The organism is Xanthobacter autotrophicus (assembly GCF_029991245.1).
In the GTDB taxonomy this organism is placed as follows: domain Bacteria; phylum Pseudomonadota; class Alphaproteobacteria; order Rhizobiales; family Xanthobacteraceae; genus Xanthobacter; species Xanthobacter autotrophicus_C.
The window spans coordinates 20,634-39,005 of sequence record NZ_JAIVFO010000025.1; the positions used below are offsets into that span (position 1 = coordinate 20,634).

Genomic DNA, 18,372 nt, shown 5'->3' on the forward strand with positions numbered 1-18,372 from the left:
AGCGCCCAGCCATGGCCAACCCTCCCGAAGCCGAAGCCGAAGCCGTGAGCCCCACCGCGGCGCCGCTCGATTTCGAGCGGCTCGTCGCGGCGGTGCTGCCGCTGGACCACTACCACCGCGAGCTGGAGCCGCTGCTGCCCGACCTGGTCCGCATCGTGATGCTCAACGACCAGCTCAACGCCGCCTTCCGGCGCATCGCCGAACGCGCCGGCTTCACCGAGGGCGGCGACATCGGGCGCGCGCACCTGGGCGACGACGCAGCGGCGGTGCACACCTTCTTCGAATACGTTTATTTCGCCTCGCCGGCTTTCCTGAGCACGGTGGGCGAGTGGCCCCTGGGAGGCGTGCGTGGCTGAAGCGGCCCATTGCGATGTGATCGTCGTCGGCACCGGCGCCGGTGGCGGCATCCTCGCCTACGAACTCGCCAAGGCCGGCCTCAACGTGGTCTCCCTGGAGCAGGGCGGCCAGCTGGCGGACGACCACTTCAAGCGCATCGACCCGCCGGGCACCGCGCTCGACTTCGGCATCCGCGCCAACACGGTGTGGCCCGCCGAGCCCCACGACAGCCTGTTCGTCCATCCTTTGTTCGAGAAGGGCGAGGACGGCTCCACCGGCTGGCCGGAGGGCGGCTTCCGCCACTACCAGATCCTCCAGGTCAACGGCCTGCAGAACCTGTGGAACGGCGTGAGCGTGCGCTTTTCCGAGAAGGATTTCGCCGACTGGCCGTTCCGCTACGCGGAGCTGGCGCCGCACTATGACGCGGTGGAGCGCCGCATCGTGGTGTGCGGGACCAAGGAAGACATCCCCGAGCTGCCCGACGGCATCTATGTGACGCCCAAGCCCCTGCGGCCCGCCGACCATATGATCATCGATGCGGTGAACGCCCTGGAGGAGCCCTACTCCCGCGCCATTCCCAACCGCAAGGCCATCGACACCCGTCCCGACAGCCCCAACGCCTGCACCTCCACCGGCATCTGCACCTCCGGCTGCCCCACCGGCGCGGTCTACAAGTTCACCGCCCGCCTGCTGCCGGAGATCGCGAAGCTGCCGAACTACGAGCTGCGCACCGGGGCCAAGGTGGTGCGGCTGCTGCGCGAGCCCGGCTCGCGCCGGGTCATGGGCGTGGAATATCGCGACATGGCCACCGGCGAATCGCGCCTGCTCACCGCCGACACGGTGGTGCTGGCCACCGGCGCCATCGAGAGCCCGCGCATCCTGTTCAACTCGGCCGACGACGTGGCCCCGGAGGGCATGGGCAACACCTTCGGCCAGCTCGGCCTGCGGCTGCAGGACAATCCCAAGTCCGTGCTCTCCACCTCCCTGTGGAAGCTGTGGGGCAGCGGGCGGGATTTCGACATCGGCTACGGCGACCTGCTGATCCTGCTGTCGCGGGGCACTCTGCCGGACGGGGAGGAATTCCCCTTCATCGGCCATGCCATCCACGGCGTGCCGGATGTACCGCATTATCTCGTGGGCATGAAGCGCTTCCCGCCCTTCATGAAGGAGCGGCTGTCCCGCTTCATGTTCCACAGCTATGTGACGCTGGGCCTGTTCTGCGCCGGCGATCCCAACCCCGCCAACCGGGTGCGGCCGGCGGGCAGCTACGACCGCTTCGGCGTGCGCCATGTGACCGTGGACTTCGCCGCCTCCGCCAAGACGGACCGGATGATGGACGCCATGGAAGCCTGGGGCCGCACCGTGCTGCGCCATGCGGGGGCCACCTCCATCTATCCGTCGCGGGACAATACCGGCACCGGCATCCATTATGCCGGCACCACCGCCATCTCGGCGGACCCGGCCAAGGGCGTGGTGGACGCGGACCTGAAGTGCCACGACCTCGACAATGTCTATGTCTGCGACGGCGGCGTGGTGCCGGTGCTCCCCGACAAGCACCTCACCCTCACCATTATGGCCATGGCCCACCGCCTCGCCGGCCATCTGGTGGAGAAGGCCCGCTCCGGCGCGGCCGCCCCCGCCCAGCCGGCCCACGCCTGAGGCCCGAGCGCCGCTCGCCCGCCTGAAGCCCAAGACCCCGCCTGAAGCCTTGCGACTTCAGGCGGGCGCGGCGTCCTCGTGCCGCCAGATCTTGTAGGCCGACACCAGCAGGATGACGGCCAGGAGCGGCAGCAGCACCGCGTCCGGCACCAGGCCCAGCAACTGGCCGCCGATGAGGGTCCCGGCCACCGAGCCCACGGACATGACGAGGACGAAGCGCCGGTTGCGGCCCAGCACGGCGAAGCTGCGGTCCTGGCTATAGCGGGCAAATCCCGCGAGCATGGTGGGCAGGCTGATGGCCAGCGACAGGCTGCCGGCCAGCTTGATGTCGAGCCCGAACAGCACCACCAGCGTGGGAATGAGCAATTCCCCGCCGGCCACCCCCAGCAGCGACGCGAAGATGCCGATGGCGAAGCCGCTGCCGGCCCCCGCCACCATCTGGACCCAGCCGTGCAGCAGCGGGTCGTGGGCGGCGGTGTCGTGCCACAGCGCCAGCACCCCGGCGATGGCGACGAGCAGCACCACGATCACTCGGTGCAGCGTCTGGGATTTCAGGCGCACCGCCCAGCCCGCCCCGATCCACGCACCGGCAAGACTCCCGGCGAGCAGGTCGAGGATGATCGGCCAGTGCGCCGCCACCTCCGCCAGCGGCACCGTGCGGGCGCGGAACGGGAGGGCGGTGGCCACCACCACCAGGCTCACGGCCTTGTTGAGGATCACCGCCTCCAGCCCCGAGAAGCCGAACGCCCCCATGAGCAGGGGCAGGCGGAACTCGGCACCGCCGAGCCCGATCAGCCCGCCCAGCGTGCCGATGAGCGCCCCGCCCCCGAACACGCGCGGCACCGTGCGGCGGCCATCGCGATCCGGCCGGTCATCCCTGGACATTGCCGTGCTCCGGATCGCCCTTCGCCAGGGACCGCAGCGTCAGCGCCCGCCGCCGGCCGCGGGCGTGGCCGCGCCCATGACCGCCGAGATCAGCGCATTGATGCGTCCGAATGCAACGCGCGCCACCTCGTTGGCCCGCACCATGGCATCGACAGCGGCTTCCTGGTCCTGATTGGTATGGGCGGCGAGGGCCGCCACCAGCTCGCTCTGGCCGATGGCGAGATTGCGCAGGGCCAGCAGCAGATTGTCCAGATCGCCCTTGGTCAGCGTGAGCTGCAGCGGCGTGTCGTCGGCAAAGGTCTGCCAGCGCTCCAGAGCGGCGGGCGAAATCTGGGGCGCGTCGGTCTCGCCGGCCGCATTCTCCTGAACCATGAAATCCTCGCTTGAAAAATGACGACGCAGCCGCGTCCTGAAAAGAAAAGACCGGCCTTTCCGGGCCGGCCTCAATCTACACCCGAACGCCCGGGCACACACGGCGCCGTCGCCGCGCAGGCGGCGTTTCCTGTCACCTGAAGGCGCGCTATCCCGCCGCCGCCTGCTCCAGCGCGGCGACATCCAGCTTCACCATCTGGAACAGGGCCGCCATCACTCGACGCGCCTTCGCCGGATCAGGATCGGACAGAAGCTGCGGGACGACGCGCGGCACGATCTGCCAGGCGACGCCCCAGCGATCGCGCAGCCAGCCGCACTGCTCCTCCCGCCCCTCGGCGGTGAAGGCCGCCCACAGGCGGTCCACCTCCGTCTGGTCCTCGCAATCCACCTGGAAGGAGATGGCGTGGGTGTATTCCATCTTCTGCCCGCCATTGAGCGCGAGGAAGCGCTGGCCCGCGAGGGTGAACACCACCATCAGCACCGAGCCTTCCGGCCCGGACGGCCCCTCCATGGCGTTGCGGTGCACGCTGGCGATGGCACTGTCCGGGAACAGCGAGACATAGAAGCGTGCGGCGTCTTCCGCATCGCCGTCGAACCACAGGCAGGGCGAGATCTTCGGGGTCGAAATGGTGGCCATGGCAGCAATCCTCGCTTGCGTCCCGTCCCAAGGACGCCCACGGTCCCGCCGGGCCGACAGGCGGGGGCGGATTTTTCCGGCCGCCTGCGCTGCCAGGCCGTGAAAGGGCCGGACGACGCGCGGACACGGCCCTCGCCCCGGTTGACCGGCGTCAATGCCGCGCCGGAGCGGCTGTCCTAACCAGTTACCGCAGCACCGAAGCGTCCCCACGTTTCCCCACCGGGGACGGATAGGAAGGAACGCCATGACCGAGACCATCGAACGCCCCGGCTTCGTCGAGCGCAACCGCCCCGGCAAGGCGAAGATGAAGGCGGCCATCTTCGTGGAGAAGAACCGCATCGTCCTCGACGAGAAGCCCATCCCGGACGTGGGGCCGCTTGATGCCCTCATCCGCATCACCACCACCACCATCTGCGGCACGGATGTCCATATCCTCAAGGGCGAATATCCGGTCGAGAAGGGCCTCACCATCGGCCACGAGCCGGTGGGCATCATCGAGAAGCTGGGCTCGGCGGTGGAGGGCTTCGCCGAGGGCCAGCGCGTGATTGCCGGCGCCATCACCCCGTCGGGCTATTCCAACGCCTGCCTCTGCGGCTGCGCCTCGCAGGACGGCCCGCGCATGAAGCACGGCTTCAAGCCCATGGGCGGCTGGCGCTTCGGCAACACCATCGACGGCGCCCAAGCCGAATATCTGGTGGTGCCCGACGCCATGACCAACCTCGCCCCGGTGCCGGAAGCCCTCGGTGACGAGCAGGTGCTCATGTGCCCGGACATCATGTCCACCGGCTTTGCCGGCGCCGAGAGCGGCAAGGTGCGCATCGGCGATACCGTGGCCGTATTCGCGCAGGGGCCCATCGGCCTGTGCGCCACGGCCGGCGCCCGGCTCATGGGCGCCACCCGCATCATCGCCGTGGACCGGGTGGGCGAGCGCCTCAACGTCGCCCGCGCCATGGGGGCCGACGAGGTGGTGGACTTCTCCAAGGTGGACCCCGTGGAGGAGATCCTGCGCCTCACCGACGGGCGCGGCGTGGACGTGGCCATCGAGGCCCTCGGCCGGCAGGAGACCTTCGAGGCCGCCCTGCGCGTGCTGCGGCCCGGCGGCACCCTCTCCTCGCTGGGGGTCTATTCCAGCGACCTGAAGATCCCGCTCGATGCCTTCGCGGCGGGCCTCGGGGACAATCGTATCGTCACCTCCCTGTGCCCCGGCGGCAAGGAGCGCATGCGCCGCCTGATGGATGTGGTGGCTTCGGGCCGCGTGGATGCCCGCGCCCTCGTCACCCATCGCTTCAAGCTGGACGACATCGAAAAGGCCTATGACCTGTTCTCGCACCAGCGCGACGGCGTTCTCAAGGTGGCCATCACGCCTTAAGAAGCAGCCCGCGCGGCGCGTGAGCGTGACCCTCTCGGCATCGGTCGCAGACCGAGGCCGATGGTATAAAGTGGTCCCGCCCCGGCCCCGTGCCGGGGCGGATTCCTTACGAGACTGGACGATCCATGACGGCGCCGACGGACACGCCCGCACCGCCCGCCGCGCCCGACCATGTGGTAGGCGACCAGAGCGCCATCTTCGCCCTGCTGGAAGATCCCGCCACCCATGGCATCACGGACAAGGTGGTGCGCATCGACACCCACGGGGCGGCCGTTTTCCTCGCCGGCCCGTTCGCCTACAAGGTGAAGCGGGCGGTGTTCTTCCCCTTCATGGATTTCTCCACGCCTGAGAAGCGCCGCGCCGCCTGCCATGCGGAAGTGGCCATCAGCGGCGCGGGGGCGCCGGGGCTTTATCTCGGCGTGGTGCCCATCGTGCGCACGCCCAACGGCCTGGCGCTGGGGGGCGCGGGCGAGGTGGTGGAGCATGCGGTGAAGATGCGTCGCTTCGACACCGGCCTCACCCTGGACAAGGTGGCGGAGCGGGGGGAATTTTCGCCCGACCTCGCCAAGGCGCTGGCGGCGACGGTTCTTGAAGCCCATGCGGCCGCGCCGGTTTGCCGGGGGTTCGACACGGCCGGGCGCCTGGGCGCCTATCTCGACGACAATACGAGGGAGTTTGCCGCGCGGGCGGATCTGTTCCCACCCGCCGAAGCGGCCGCCCTCGCGCAGTCCTCCCAACAGGCGCTCGCCCGCATCACACCCCTGCTGCAGGCCCGCAGCGCAGCCGGCTTCGTGCGCCGCTGCCACGGCGACATGCACCTGCGCAACATCGTGCTGCTGGACGGACGGCCGGTGCTGTTCGATGCCATCGAGTTCAACGACGACATCGCCACCTGCGACCTCCTCTACGACCTCGCCTTCCTGCTGATGGACCTGTGGCAACGGAAGCTTCCCGCGGAAGCCAACGCCATCCTCAACCGCTATCTGTGGGCGAGCGCGGACGAGCAGATCGACGGGCTCGAAGCCCTGCCCTTCTTCCTCAGCCTGCGGGCCGGCATCCGCGCCAAGGTGGAAGCCGCCGGGCTCACGCATCTGGCCGCGGAACGCAAGGCCGAGGGGGAGCGGCGGGTACGCGCCGCCTTCGCGCAGGCCCTCGCCTTTCTCGATCCGGGTCGGGCCGAGCCGCGCACACTGCCGCTCCCCGACGGCAGGACCCTGCCCGAGGCAGGACCCGGCCGCCCGTCCCTGTGGGCCGTGGGCGGCCTTTCCGGCAGCGGCAAGAGCACGTGGGCGGCCCGCATGGCGCCGGCGCTCGGACGCGCGCCCGGCGCGGTGATCCTGCGCAGCGACATCGAGCGCAAGCGCCTCGCCGGCACGGCGGAGACGCAGAAACTGCCTCCGGATGCCTATACCCCGGAGGCGACGAAGGAGGTCTACGCCCGCCTGCGGACGCTGGCGGCGCGGGTGCTCGTCACCGGCCACAGCGTGATCGTGGATGCGGTCCATGCCCGGCCGGACGAGCGCGACGCCATCGGTGAGGTGGCGCGGCAGGCCGGCGCGGATTTTCACGGCTGGTGGCTGGAGGCGCCGGAAGGCGAACTGATCCGGCGCGTGGAAGCCCGCTCGGGCGATGCCTCCGATGCCGACGCGGCCGTGGTGCGCCGGCAGCTTGCCTATGACCTGGGCGACATCAGCTGGACCCGTGCGCCGTCCCTCAGCACGGCGCCTTCGGCGGCTCCGCCTTCGGGTCCAACCCCGTGACCACCTCCGGCTGACGGTCGGGAGAGCCGGGGGTCGACGCCTGCGGCGTGGTGCCGATGTAGGACCCGCCGGTGCCGCCGGACCAGCCGGTGGAGCCGGCGCCGCCCGGCTCGGTGCCGGAGGTCGCGCCGTGCGCCGGAGGCGTGGCCGCCGCGTGGGGCTGCTGATCGCAAACGCCCTTTTCCGGCCCTGCGGCGCCCGCCGCCGCCGCGGGCGAAGGTCCCGCCGAGGCGAGAACAAACATGACCGCCCCCACGAGGCCGGTGGCGAAAACCCGCGCGCCCGTGAGGGCGCCTTGCGGGATAATCACGGGAGAGGCGCGCCGGAGCGCTGTCGGTGCTGCCAACGGCCCCGGTCTTTGACCGCTGCCGAGAGGATTGCGCGCATGCGCCGCGCGGGCTTGTACCGACGGGCGATGAGACAAGCTTACCGCCGGTCGGCATGGTGCGTTCGAGGCCATGGCCGTTCTCCTTTCATTTGGGAGAACGTCCCGAAAAACCGCAGGGTTCCCGTCTTGTCCCTCCGGAAGGGTGGCCCGTGCCGAAGGCTCCAACCGGAGGCCTCAGCCCTCCACCACCACGCGCCCCGGCCCCGCCTCCACCGTGCCGATGCGGGCGGCGGCGCGATAACCGGCAGCGTGAATGGCGGCCAGCAGCCGGTCCGCCGCCTCGGGAGCACAGGCCACCAGCAGCCCGCCGGAGGTCTGGGGATCGGTGAGCAGATGGCGCTGCCAGTCGGGCGTGCCCTCCGGCAGGTCCACCTCGTGGCCGTAGCTCGCCCAGTTGCGGTGGGAGGCGCCGGTGACGAAGCCCTGCTGCACCAGATGCTCCGCCTCGGACAGCCATGGCAGCGCCGCCCGCGACAGCCGCAGCGTGGCCCCGGAGCCGCGCGCCATTTCGAGGCTATGGCCGAGAATGCCGAAGCCGGTCACGTCGGTGATGGCGTGGACCGCCTCGTCCTGCGCCAGCTCGGTGCCGATGCGGTTGAGCTTGGTGACCGAGGCCAGCATCTCGTCATAGGCGGCCTTGCCCAGCGCCTCCTTCTTGAAGGCGGCGGAATAGACCCCCACCCCCAGCGCCTTGGTGAGGATCAGCGCATCCCCCGGCCGGGCGGTGGAATTGCGGCGGATGCGTCCGCGCGGCGCCGAGCCGATCACGGCGAGGCCGTAGACCGGCTCCGGGCAGTCGATGGAATGCCCGCCCGCCACGGGGATGCCCGCCTGCGCGCAGATGGCCGCGCCGCCGCCGAGGATGGCGCGCACGGTCGCGGTGTCGATCTTGCCCAGCGGCATGCCGAGGATGGCAAGCGCCATCAGCGGGGTGCCGCCCATGGCATAGATGTCGGAGATGGCATTGGTGGCGGCGATGCGGCCGAAATGGTCGGGATCGTCCACCATGGGCATGAAGAAGTCCGTGGTGGCGATGATGGCGGTCCCGCCGTCGAGGTCCCACACCGCCGCGTCATCGCCTGTCTCGGTGCCCACGAGCAGGCGCTCGAACGGCCCGCCCTGCGCCTGCCCGGCCAGCAGGTCCTGCAGCACCGAGGGGGCGAGCTTGCAGCCGCAGCCGCCGCCATGGGCGAGGCTGGTGAGGCGGACGGCAGGCACGTCGAGCATGGTACGTTTTCCATTTCCCAGGCACACGATCCGCCGCATCCCGGCGGGCCAGCGCGCCCTCATCCCATTGAATGGCCGGTCCGTTCAGGCTGGAAACCCAACGGACCCTGCGCTGATCCCGCCGGCGGGAACCCCCGTCGCTTCCGCCACGCCCCTGGGAGTCGTTCCGTCTCGAAAGGCGTTCCGACCCGGCATGGCGACGGGGGCCTTCGCCCCGACCGGCGAGGGTGGTCACACCGCGATTTCGGAGGCGCGGATGACATACTTGAAACTGTCCGGGTCGAGGCAGTCGAGCAGCCCCGCCGCGTTGGCGGCCTGCGGATACATGAGGAAGCCGAGGCGCGGGCCGGCATAGCCCGGCAGCGCCACGTCGTGGGCCGTATTGAAGGCGAACCAGTTGCCCTCCCAGCCTCCGAACAGGGCCTTGCGGGCCGCCGCCACCTTGGGGTCGTCGAGGCCGAGCTTGCCCGGCGGCTCTTCCAGAACAACCTTGCGCACGTCGGCGGGGTCCATGGGCACCCAGCCGAAATCGGAGAGGAACACCTCGGCGCGGCAGTGCTGGGCCTTGGTGACGATCTCGGAATTGGCGCCGAGGCTCTTGTAGCCGAAGCGCGAGGGCACCACCCGCAGGCCGTAGACATCGCGGGCCGGAATGTCCTGCGCCCGCACCAGGCCCACGAACAGGGCGTTGAGGTCGGCGCACTTGCCGCCGAGATCGCCGCTCTTGAGCAGCGCCGCGATATCGCCGATGCCGCAGCCCCGCGTCGCCGGGTTGCGATAGGTGTTCTCGACGATCCACTCGAAGATGGCGCGCACCTTCTCCAGCTCGCCGGTCTTGCCGGCGGTGATCTTGTCGGAGGTCGCCTTCACGATGCCGTCGGTGGGAATGAGATCGGTCGACGCCGTGTTGCGCACGCGCTCGGCGGCGGCCAGAGGGGCCGGCCTGCCGGGCTGCGTCAGGTCCACCGCCCAGTCGCGGCTGGTGGCCCGGCTGGTGAGTTCCACCCGCGGCGCCTTCTCGCCGTCCGCGAAGACGAGATGCAGCATGTCCGCCCCCGAATGGGGATCGCGCACCAGTCCGGCGGACCGGGCATTGGTGGTCCAGGTGTTTTCGCCCGGCTTGAACCAGTCGGGGTTGGAGAAGGAGGCCACCGGAAGCCACGCCTGGACCTGGCCCTCCGGCTTCATAATCTCCACCGTGGTGACGATCTGGTAGCTGCGCCACTGGCCCACCGTGGGCGCGAAAATCTGCGGGGCGGCGGCCTGTTGGGCAAAGGCCGCGCGGGGCAGGACCCCGGCGGCGGCGGCGAGGGCGCCGGCCTTCAGCAGGTCTCGTCTCGTGGTCATGTCACTGCTCCTCCTGGCTTTCTTGGTTATTGTCCGCAGGACCGGGACGGCCGCCCGCCCCTAGCAATCCGGTGATGGCCGTATGGGTATCGGGACTGTCCCACGCCGCCTCCCCCTCCGCCGCCAGCGCGATGCGCCCTTCGGCGACCACGAAGCTGGCGGGCAGAAGGCTGACGCCGAAGGCGCGCGCGGCGGCGCGGTCGAGATCCATCAGCACCGGCCCCGGCGCAGGCTGATCAGCAAAGAAGCGCCGCACCCGCGCCGGCACTTCGGCCACATCCACGAGCACCACGCTCACCTGCGGCGTGCGGGCGGCGAACCGCGCGAGGGCCGGCAGTTCGGTGCGGCACGGCGCGCACCAGGTGGCGAAGAAGTGGACCACCGTGACACCGTGGGACTGGGCAAGGTCGAATGCCGGCCCGTCGAGGGCCTCCAGCCGCAGCGCGGGGGCGAGGGGCTGGCCGGCCACGGGACGAAGGGGCTGAAGCGCCTGTTGGGGATCCCTCGCGGCTGCATCCGCGGAAGCACCCGCCGGCAGGGCGGCGATGGCCAGAAGCGCGCGACAGGCCGCGCTCAGGGCCGCGCGCGCTGAGCCACGCACGAAACCGGCGGCGCCCTGATCTTTCGGGGGGAAAGATGAAACACGCTGTGAGCCCCGACACTCGGGAGCGAACATGATTTTCACCCCGGCAATCTGGATCAGGTGGCGCGGCCGGTCAACGCTCAAGTCTGTGAACTCAAGCCGCTCCCGCGCCCGGGCTCCGGCCATTGCAACTGAAATTTCAAGAACGCACGGTGTTTCTATCCAAAACTTGCGTCTCTATTGCATTGCAACATAAACGCGCGCAGAAAATCTGGTGGAGACACAGGAAGTTGTCCCTGCGTTAATTGACATCTTTCCAGTTCCAAAATAGCGTCCCACAGTGTGGAATACGGTATCGGGCGGCCTCCGGGAGCCGCCCTCAACGGTCCCCGGTTCGGGGCTCACAGGGTCGGAGGTTTCCTTCGATGAACATGGAGCTTTCGCGCCGCCAGTTTCTGAAAACGGCGGGCGCGGGCGTGGCTGGAACAACCCTTGGGGCGATGGGCTTCGGCGCCATCGAGGAGGCCTATGCCTCCACCATCAAGCCGTTCCGCCTCGTCAACACCACGGAAGTGCGCAACACCTGCACCTATTGCTCGGTGGCCTGCGGCATCCTGATCTTTTCCAAGGGCAATCTTGCGAAGGGGGAAAAGGCCGACATCACCCATATCGAGGGTGACAGCGACCATCCCACCAATCGCGGCACGCTCTGCCCCAAGGGCGCGGCCCTGCTCGACATCGTCAAGTCCGAGACGCGCCTGCAATATCCCATGATCCGGCGCGCGGGATCCGACAAGTTCGAGCGCATCACCTGGGACGCGGCGCTCGACAAGATCGCGCGCGCATTCAAGGACGACCGCGACGCCAACTTCATCGCCAAAAACAAGGACGGCGTGACCGTGAACCGGTGGACCACCACCGGCTTCCTCGCCGCCTCGGCGACGACCAACGAAACCGCCTGGTGCACGTACAAGACGGTACGTTCGCTCGGCATGCTGGTGTTCGACAACCAGGCGCGGGTTTGACACGGCCCCACGGTGTCCAGTTTGGGCCCAACTTTTGGCCGTGGCGCGATGACCAATTCGTGGACCGACATTCGGAACACGGACCTCGTCGTCATCATGGGCGGCAATGCCGCTGAAGCGCACCCGTGTGGATTCAAATGGGTTACGGAGGCGAAAGCCACCCGTGGCGCCAAGCTCATCGTCGTGGACCCGCGCTTCACGCGCTCGGCCGCGGTGGCGGACTATTACGCGCCGATCCGCCAAGGCTCGGACATCGCCTTCCTCAATGGCGTCATCAACTATTGCATCGCCAACGACAAGGTGCAGTGGGACTATGTGAAGGCGTTCACCAACGCCAGCTACATCGTCAAGGAGGGCTTCGCCTACCAGGACGGGCTGTTCACCGGCTACGATGCGGAAAAGCGCGACTACAACCGCTCCACCTGGGACTATGACATCGGTCCCGACGGCTATGCGGTGGTGGACGACACCCTCCAGCATCCGCGCTGCGTGTGGAACCTGCTGAAGGCCCACGTCGCCCAGTACACGCCCGAGTTGGTGGAGCGCATCACCGGTACGCCGAAGGACAAGTTCCTGAAAGTGGCGTCCATGATCGCGGAGTGCTCGTCCAAGACCAAGACGATGACCTCCATGTATGCGCTCGGCTGGACCCAGCATTCCAAGGGATCGCAGAACATCCGCACCATGGCGATGCTGCAGCTGATCCTCGGGAATATCGGCGTGCGCGGCGGCGGCATGAATGCGTTGCGCGGCCATTCCAACATCCAGGGGCTGACCGACGTCGGGCTCATGTCCAACATGATCCCCGGCTATCTCACCCTGCCCACGGAGCGGGAACCCGACTTCAACGCCTACATGTCCACCCGCGGCTTCAAGCCGCTGCGTCCCAACCAGATGAGCTACTGGCAGAACTACAAGAAGTTCTTCGTCAGTTTCCAGAAGGCCATGTGGGGCGACGCCGCCACCGCGGAGAACAACTGGGCGTTCGACTACCTGCCCAAGCTCGACGTGCCGGCCTACGACATCCTGCGCGCCTTCGAGCTGATGAAGCAGGGCAAGATCAACAACTACGTCTGCCAGGGCTTCAACCCCATGCAGGCCTTCCCCAACCGGGGCAAGCTCGCCGAGGCGCTTTCGAAGCTCAAGCTGCTCGTGGTCATGGACCCGCTCCAGACCGAGACCGCCCGCTTCTGGGAGAACCACGGCGTCTACAATCCGGCGGATACGGCGAAGATCCAGACCGAGGTGATCCAGCTGCCCACCACCTGCTTCGCGGAGGACGAGGGTTCGCTGGTCAATTCCGGGCGCTGGATCCAGTGGCACTGGCCGGCGGGCTCGCCTCCGGGCGAGGCGCGGACCGATGCCGCCATCATGTCCGGCATCCACCTGCGGATGAAGGAGCTGTATCGCAAGGAGGGCGGCGCCTTCCCCGATCCCATCCTCAACCTGACGTGGAATTACAAGGACCCGCACGAGCCCACCGCCGTCGAGCTTACCAAGGAGCTGAACGGCTCGGTGCTGAAGGACGTGCTGGACCCCAACGATCCCACCAAGAAGGTCCTGGAAGCCGGCAAGCAGGTGGCAAGCTTCGGCGTCCTGCGCGACGACGGCTCCACCGCGGCGGGCTGCTGGATCTATTCCGGCAGCTACACCGAGGCCGGCAACATGATGGCCCGGCGGGACAATTCCGATCCCGACGCCACCGGCGCCTACCTGAAATGGTCGTTCGCCTGGCCAGCGAACCGGCGCATCCTCTACAACCGCGCCTCCTGCGACATCGACGGCAAGCCGTGGGACCCCACGCGCAAGCTGATCGAGTGGGACGGGGCGAAATGGACCGGCTACGACGTGCCCGACATCGCCGTGACCGCCAAGCCGCAGGATGTGGGACCCTTCATCATGAACCCGGAAGGCGTTTCGCGCCTGTTCGCCCGGGGCATGATGCGGGAAGGCCCGTTCCCGGTGCACTACGAGCCGTTCGAGAGCCCGGTCGCCAACCTCATCGCCCCGAAGATCCGGGGCAATCCGGTGGCACGGGTGTTCAAGGACGACTTCGCCCAGTTCGCCGAGCCGGCGTCCAAGGAGTTCCCCTATGCGGCGACCTCCTACCGCCTGACCGAGCATTTCCACTACTGGACCAAGAACAACCACGTGAATGCGGTGCTCCAGCCCGAATTCTTCGTGGAAATCTCCGAGGAACTGGCGAAGGAGAAGAACATCGCCAATGCCGGCTGGGTCCGGGTGTGGTCGAAGCGCGGCTCCGTCTTCGCCAAGGCCTATGTCACCAAGCGCATCCGTCCGCTGATGGTGGACGGCAAGCCGGTGCACATCGTGGGCATCCCCATCCACTGGGGCTTCGTGGGCGCGGCGAAGAAGGGCTTCCCGGCCAACGTGCTCACCCCGTTCGTGGGTGACGCGAACATCGAGACGCCCGAGTTCAAGGCGTTCCTGGTCAACATCGAGCCCTCCACCGGGCCGGTGGCGTAAGGAGAAGGAGAACCAGCCATGTTTCCTCCGATCCCGAACCCTCCGGTCACCGCCACCCCGGCGAAGCTGGGCGACAATGACCTCATCCGGCGCTCGGCCTCCAACCTGCGGGTGCCGGTGGAGTTCAAGGAGCCAGTGGCCAAGCTCATCGACGTGTCGAAGTGCATCGGCTGCAAGGCCTGCCAGGCGGCGTGCCTCGAATGGAACGAACTCCATGAGGAGATCGGCACCTTCAACGGCTCCTACACCAACCCGCCGGACCTGACCGAGAACTCGTTGACGCTCATGCGCTTCACCGAGTGGGTGAACCCTGAGACCGACAACCTCGAATGGCTCATCCGCAAGGACGGCTGCATGCATTGCGCCGATCCGGGCTGCCTGAAGGCCTGCCCGGCGCCCGGCGCCATCGTGCAGTATTCCAACGGCATCGTGGACTTCGACCACGACAAGTGCATCGGCTGCGGCTATTGCGTGAAGGGCTGTCCCTTCAACATTCCCCGCATCTCCAAGACCGATCACAAGGCCTACAAGTGCACCTTGTGCTCCGACCGCGTGGCCGTGGGCCAGGGTCCCGCCTGCCAGAAGGCGTGCCCCACCCAGGCCATCGTGTTCGGCACCAAGGCGCAGATGAAGGAATGGGCCGAAGGGCGCATCACGGATCTGAAATCCCGCGGCTACAAGAATGCGGGCCTCTACGATCCGCCCGGCGTCGGCGGCACCCATGTGATGTACGTGCTCCAGCACGCCGACCAGCCCTCCCTCTATGCGGGCCTGCCGGACAATCCGCGCATCAGCCGCATCGTGGAAGCCTGGAAGGGCGTCACCAAATATGTCGGTCTCGGCGTCATAGGCTTCGCCGCCGTCGCCGGCGCCCTGCACTATCTGGTGGCGGGCGCCAACAAGGTGACGCCGGAAGACGAGGCCAACGCCGAGAAGCTGACCGGGGGAGGCCGTTCATGAGCGCGCCCTATGACGTGGAATCCGGCGATGCGGTCCATCCCGGCCACCCGGTGCAGGTGGACCGCTACACGGTGGGCGCTCGCATCAACCACTGGATCACGGCCATCAGCCTGATCCTTTTGGCGATTTCGGGCCTTGCCCTGTTCCACCCCAGCCTGTTCTTCCTCACCGGCCTGTTCGGTGGGGGACAGATGACGCGCACCCTCCATCCCTGGATCGGGGTGGTGCTGTTCTTCTCCTTCACCGGCATGTTCTTCCGCTTCTGGAAGGCCAACCTGTGGAAGAGCGAGGACGGCACCTGGATGCGGCGCATCCGCGACGTCATCGCCGGCCACGAGGAGAAGCTGCCCGAGCTGGGCAAGTACAATGCCGGCCAGAAGCTGGTGTTCTGGGGCATGTCGTTCCTGATCGTCGTGCTGATCGCCTCCGGCGTCGTGATCTGGAACGCCTATTTCTCCACCTTCACCAGCATCGGGCAGCAGCGGGTCGCCCTGCTGGTGCACGCCGTGGCGGCGGTGGCGATCATTTGCGTGTGGATCATCCACGTCTATGCCGCCATCTGGGTGAAGGGCACCATCAGCGCCATGACGCGCGGGCAGGTGACCGGCGGCTGGGCGTGGCGGCACCACCGCAAATGGCTCCGCGAACTCGTCTCCCGCAAGCCCCCCGGCAACTCGGGGACGCGGGGGACTCCCGCGGAATAGTTCGAGGCGTATAATGCAAGCCCGGCTGCGGCCTCGCGCGGCCGGGCTGTCAGAGCGTTTTAGCGCGTTTTCTTCACGCGAACCGGTATCCACTTCGCTCGAAAACGCTCTTGCACGTGACCCGTGAGGTTCGTGAGGTTTAAATGGTGCGTTCGTCCGGTCCGTTCTCCAGTCCTCCCGGCTCCATCATGCCCGACCCCTCGGTGCTGGAAGGGGTCACCGCGCCGGCCTTTGCCCACCTGCCGGACCCGGCGACCCTGTTTGCGCGCCGCGCCGAGCGCTTCAGCCGTCTGGCGCAGGGCCATCCGCTCGGCGCCTATCTCTCGTTCCTGGCCCACGTCGCCCGCGCCCAGCATGTGGCGGCGGAACGCGCCCCCGCGCCCGAACCGGCCGATGCGGAAGCGGTGGAACGCGCCCGGACCCACGAGATGCCGCCGCTGGACCGCAGCCACTTCACCGCGGATGCGGCGTTCGAATCCATCTTCGACCGGCTGTTGTCCCAGGCCCGCGCCATCGAGAAGCCGGAGCCGGCAGAGGCTGCGCTCGCCCGGGTGCTGGCCGCCTCGGACGCGGAGCATGGCGAGATGATCCGCAACGTGCTCGCCGATGCCATTCCGGTTGAAGCGCTGGCCGAGCATCTTTATGTGGCGGCGGCGCTCCAGGTGCATTTCGCCCGCCGCGCCTCGGGTCTCGACGCCACGCGCCTGGTGCCGGTGGGGGAGGGCGTCTGCCCGGCCTGCGGCGGCCCCCCGGTGGCGAGCGTGGTGGTGGACTGGCCCGCCGCCCACGGCGCGCGCTACTGCGCCTGCTCCCTGTGCGGCACCCTGTGGAACGTCGTGCGGGTGCGCTGCACCGCCTGCGGCTCCACCGGGGGCATCGCCTATCAGGAAGTGGAAGGCGGAGACGGGTCCATCAAGGCCGAGACCTGCGACACCTGCCACTCCTACGCCAAGGTTCTCTACCTCTCGAAAGACCCGGATCTCGATCCCGTCGCCGACGACGTGGCCAGCCTCGGCCTCGACCTCAAGCAGAAGGAGGGGCCCTACCGGCGCTCCACCTTCAACCCCTTCCTGCTGGGCTATTGAGGGGCGGTCATGTCAGCGCATGTTGTGTCAGCGCACGCCGCCGCACCCCTGGTCGCCCGCCCCGGGGCCGCTCCCGACGCGCCCCTGCGCGTGCTGCCCTCCGTCGATGCCGTGCTGAAGACGCAGATCGCCCGCGCCGCCACGGAACGCCACGGCCGCCAGGCGGCCACCGCGGCCGTGCGCGCCGCCCTCGACGAGCGCCGCGCCGCCCTGCGCGCCGGCGCCGGCAGCCCGGCGACGCCGGAGGAGATCGCCGCCGCCGCCCTCGCCCGGCTGGACGCGGCGGCGGCCCCCAGCCTCAGGCCGGTGTTCAACCTCACCGGCACGGTGCTGCACACCAATCTGGGCCGCGCCATCTTCGCCGAGGAGGCGGTGGAAGCGGCGGTGCGGGCCATGCGCAGCGCGGTCGCCCTGGAATACGACCTCGACGGCGGCAGGCGCGGCGAGCGCGACGACCATGTGCGCAGCCTCGTCTGCGAGCTGACGGGGGCGGAAGACGCCACCCTCGTCAACAACAACGCCGCCGCCGTGCTGCTGGTGCTGAACACCCTGTCGCTGGGCCAGCCGGCCATCGTCTCGCGCGGGGAGCTGATCGAGATCGGCGGCGCCTTCCGCATGCCGGAGATCATGCGCCGGGCCGGCGCGGAGCTGGACGAGGTGGGCACCACCAACCGCACCCATGCCCGCGACTATCGCGACGCCATCCGTCCCGAGACCGGCGTGATCCTGAAGGTGCATACCTCCAACTACCGCATCGAGGGCTTCACCAGGGAGGTATCGCCGCGCGAGCTGGCGCAGATCGCGCAGGCCGGCGGAGTGCCGCTCATCAACGACCTCGGCTCCGGCACCCTGGCGGACCTCACCCGCTACGGGCTGGTCCACGAGCCCACGGTGCGGGAAGCGGTAGCCGAGGGGGCGGGCATCGTCACCTTCTCCGGCGACAAGCTGCTCGGCGGCCCGCAGGCGGGCTTCATCGTGGGCCGGCGCGACCTCATCGCCAGGATCAACAAGAATCCCATGAAGCGGGCGCTGCGGCTGGACAAGGTGCGCCTTGCGGCCATCGAGGCGACGCTGCGCCTCTACCGCGACCCCGATCGCCTCGCCGAGCGCCTGCCCACACTGCGATACCTCACCCGCCGATCGGAAGACATGGCCGCCCAGGCCGCGCGCCTCGCGCCCGCCATGGCCACGATCCTCGGGTCCTCCTTTACCATTGACGCTACGGCATGTCGCAGCCAGATCGGCTCCGGCGCCTTGCCGATGCAGACGCTGGATGGCGTCGGCCTTGCCATTCGCAGCCGCGACGGCAGCGGCGGCGCACTCAACCGGCTCGCCGATGGGCTGCGCCGCCTGCCGGTTCCGGTCATCGGACGGATTGACGATAACGCTCTTGTGCTCGATTTGAGATGCCTTGAAGACGAAGCGGCGTTTCTTGCGTCCGTGACCGCTTTGGAGGGGGCTCATGAGCTGGCTTGACCGACTGAAGGGCAAGGGGGGACCGGGCGAGACGCCGGAGGCCGTCGCTCCGCCACGGGTGCGCCCCTTCCC

Annotated in this window: 16 protein-coding genes; 9 read left to right on the top strand and 7 right to left on the bottom strand. The window is 68.6% G+C overall.

The features are described 5' to 3' along the window. Positions 1 to 11 precede the first annotated feature (11 nt). The gene (locus K9U41_RS06815) at positions 12 to 356 is read left to right on the top strand and encodes a hypothetical protein (RefSeq protein WP_282640100.1); all 345 of its coding nucleotides are present in this window, start codon (positions 12 to 14) and stop codon (positions 354 to 356) included. Beyond that, entirely contained in the window at positions 349 to 1,995 is a 1,647-nt protein-coding gene (locus K9U41_RS06820) for a GMC family oxidoreductase (RefSeq protein ID WP_282640101.1), read from the top strand. Before K9U41_RS06815 ends, K9U41_RS06820 begins: the two co-directional genes overlap by 8 nt. Before the next feature lie 57 nt (positions 1,996 to 2,052). Here the strand turns inward: K9U41_RS06820 and K9U41_RS06825 are convergent, their stop codons facing one another. The 3 genes from K9U41_RS06825 to K9U41_RS06835 form a co-directional block, all read right to left on the bottom strand. Next, on the bottom strand, positions 2,053 to 2,880 hold the full coding sequence (locus K9U41_RS06825; protein ID WP_282640102.1) for a sulfite exporter TauE/SafE family protein: 828 nt from the start codon (positions 2,878 to 2,880) through the stop codon (positions 2,053 to 2,055). 39 nt (positions 2,881 to 2,919) lie between these two features. Next, the gene (locus K9U41_RS06830) at positions 2,920 to 3,252 is read right to left on the bottom strand and encodes a hypothetical protein (RefSeq protein WP_282640103.1); all 333 of its coding nucleotides are present in this window, start codon (positions 3,250 to 3,252) and stop codon (positions 2,920 to 2,922) included. A 148-nt stretch (positions 3,253 to 3,400) separates the two neighbouring features. Next, positions 3,401 to 3,889 (bottom strand): VOC family protein, encoded by a 489-nt coding sequence (locus K9U41_RS06835; RefSeq protein ID WP_282640104.1) that lies wholly within the window; start codon positions 3,887 to 3,889, stop codon positions 3,401 to 3,403. Between the two features lie 244 nt (positions 3,890 to 4,133). Here K9U41_RS06835 and K9U41_RS06840 point away from each other — a divergent pair, with 244 nt between their 5' ends. Further along, complete coding sequence (locus K9U41_RS06840; RefSeq protein ID WP_282640105.1) at positions 4,134 to 5,258, top strand: NAD(P)-dependent alcohol dehydrogenase; 1,125 nt, start codon at positions 4,134 to 4,136, stop codon at positions 5,256 to 5,258. Positions 5,259 to 5,383: 125 nt separating this feature from the next. Next, positions 5,384 to 7,018, top strand: a complete 1,635-nt coding sequence (locus K9U41_RS06845) for an AAA family ATPase (protein WP_282640106.1) — start codon at positions 5,384 to 5,386, stop codon at positions 7,016 to 7,018. Here K9U41_RS06845 and K9U41_RS06850 read toward each other — a convergent pair. The 4 genes from K9U41_RS06850 to K9U41_RS06865 all read right to left on the bottom strand — a co-directional run bounded on the left by K9U41_RS06850 (position 6,972) and on the right by K9U41_RS06865 (position 10,449). Further along, entirely contained in the window at positions 6,972 to 7,328 is a 357-nt protein-coding gene (locus tag K9U41_RS06850) for a hypothetical protein (protein WP_282640107.1), read from the bottom strand. The genes K9U41_RS06845 and K9U41_RS06850 overlap by 47 nt on opposite strands. Positions 7,329 to 7,580: 252 nt before the next feature. Then, positions 7,581 to 8,633, bottom strand: coding sequence for a selenide, water dikinase SelD (gene selD / locus K9U41_RS06855; RefSeq protein ID WP_282640108.1), 1,053 nt, complete (start codon positions 8,631 to 8,633; stop codon positions 7,581 to 7,583). A gap of 231 nt (positions 8,634 to 8,864) precedes the next feature. Continuing rightward, positions 8,865 to 9,980 carry a transglutaminase-like domain-containing protein gene (locus tag K9U41_RS06860; protein WP_282640109.1) on the bottom strand — a complete coding sequence of 372 codons (1,116 nt, stop codon included), beginning with the start codon at positions 9,978 to 9,980 and terminating at the stop codon, positions 8,865 to 8,867. Between the two features lies 1 nt (position 9,981). Further along, positions 9,982 to 10,449: a TlpA family protein disulfide reductase gene (locus K9U41_RS06865; protein WP_282640110.1), complete on the bottom strand. Its 468-nt coding sequence runs from the start codon at positions 10,447 to 10,449 to the stop codon at positions 9,982 to 9,984. A gap of 539 nt (positions 10,450 to 10,988) precedes the next feature. On the opposite strand from K9U41_RS06865, the gene fdnG reads away from it, so the two are divergent. The 5 genes from fdnG to selA all read left to right on the top strand — a co-directional run bounded on the left by fdnG (position 10,989) and on the right by selA (position 18,300). After that, complete coding sequence (fdnG, locus tag K9U41_RS06870) at positions 10,989 to 14,075, top strand: formate dehydrogenase-N subunit alpha (protein WP_282640111.1); 3,087 nt, start codon at positions 10,989 to 10,991, stop codon at positions 14,073 to 14,075. An 18-nt stretch (positions 14,076 to 14,093) separates the two neighbouring features. Continuing rightward, positions 14,094 to 15,035, top strand: coding sequence for a formate dehydrogenase subunit beta (fdxH, locus tag K9U41_RS06875; RefSeq protein WP_282640112.1), 942 nt, complete (start codon positions 14,094 to 14,096; stop codon positions 15,033 to 15,035). Beyond that, positions 15,032 to 15,739 (top strand): formate dehydrogenase subunit gamma, encoded by a 708-nt coding sequence (locus K9U41_RS06880; protein WP_282640113.1) that lies wholly within the window; start codon positions 15,032 to 15,034, stop codon positions 15,737 to 15,739. Before fdxH ends, K9U41_RS06880 begins: the two co-directional genes overlap by 4 nt. 143 nt (positions 15,740 to 15,882) lie before the next feature. Beyond that, positions 15,883 to 16,824, top strand: coding sequence for a formate dehydrogenase accessory protein FdhE (gene fdhE / locus K9U41_RS06885; RefSeq protein ID WP_282640114.1), 942 nt, complete (start codon positions 15,883 to 15,885; stop codon positions 16,822 to 16,824). 9 nt (positions 16,825 to 16,833) lie between these two features. After that, positions 16,834 to 18,300, top strand: coding sequence for an L-seryl-tRNA(Sec) selenium transferase (gene selA, locus K9U41_RS06890; RefSeq protein WP_282640115.1), 1,467 nt, complete (start codon positions 16,834 to 16,836; stop codon positions 18,298 to 18,300). The last annotated feature ends 72 nt before the right edge of the window (positions 18,301 to 18,372 follow it).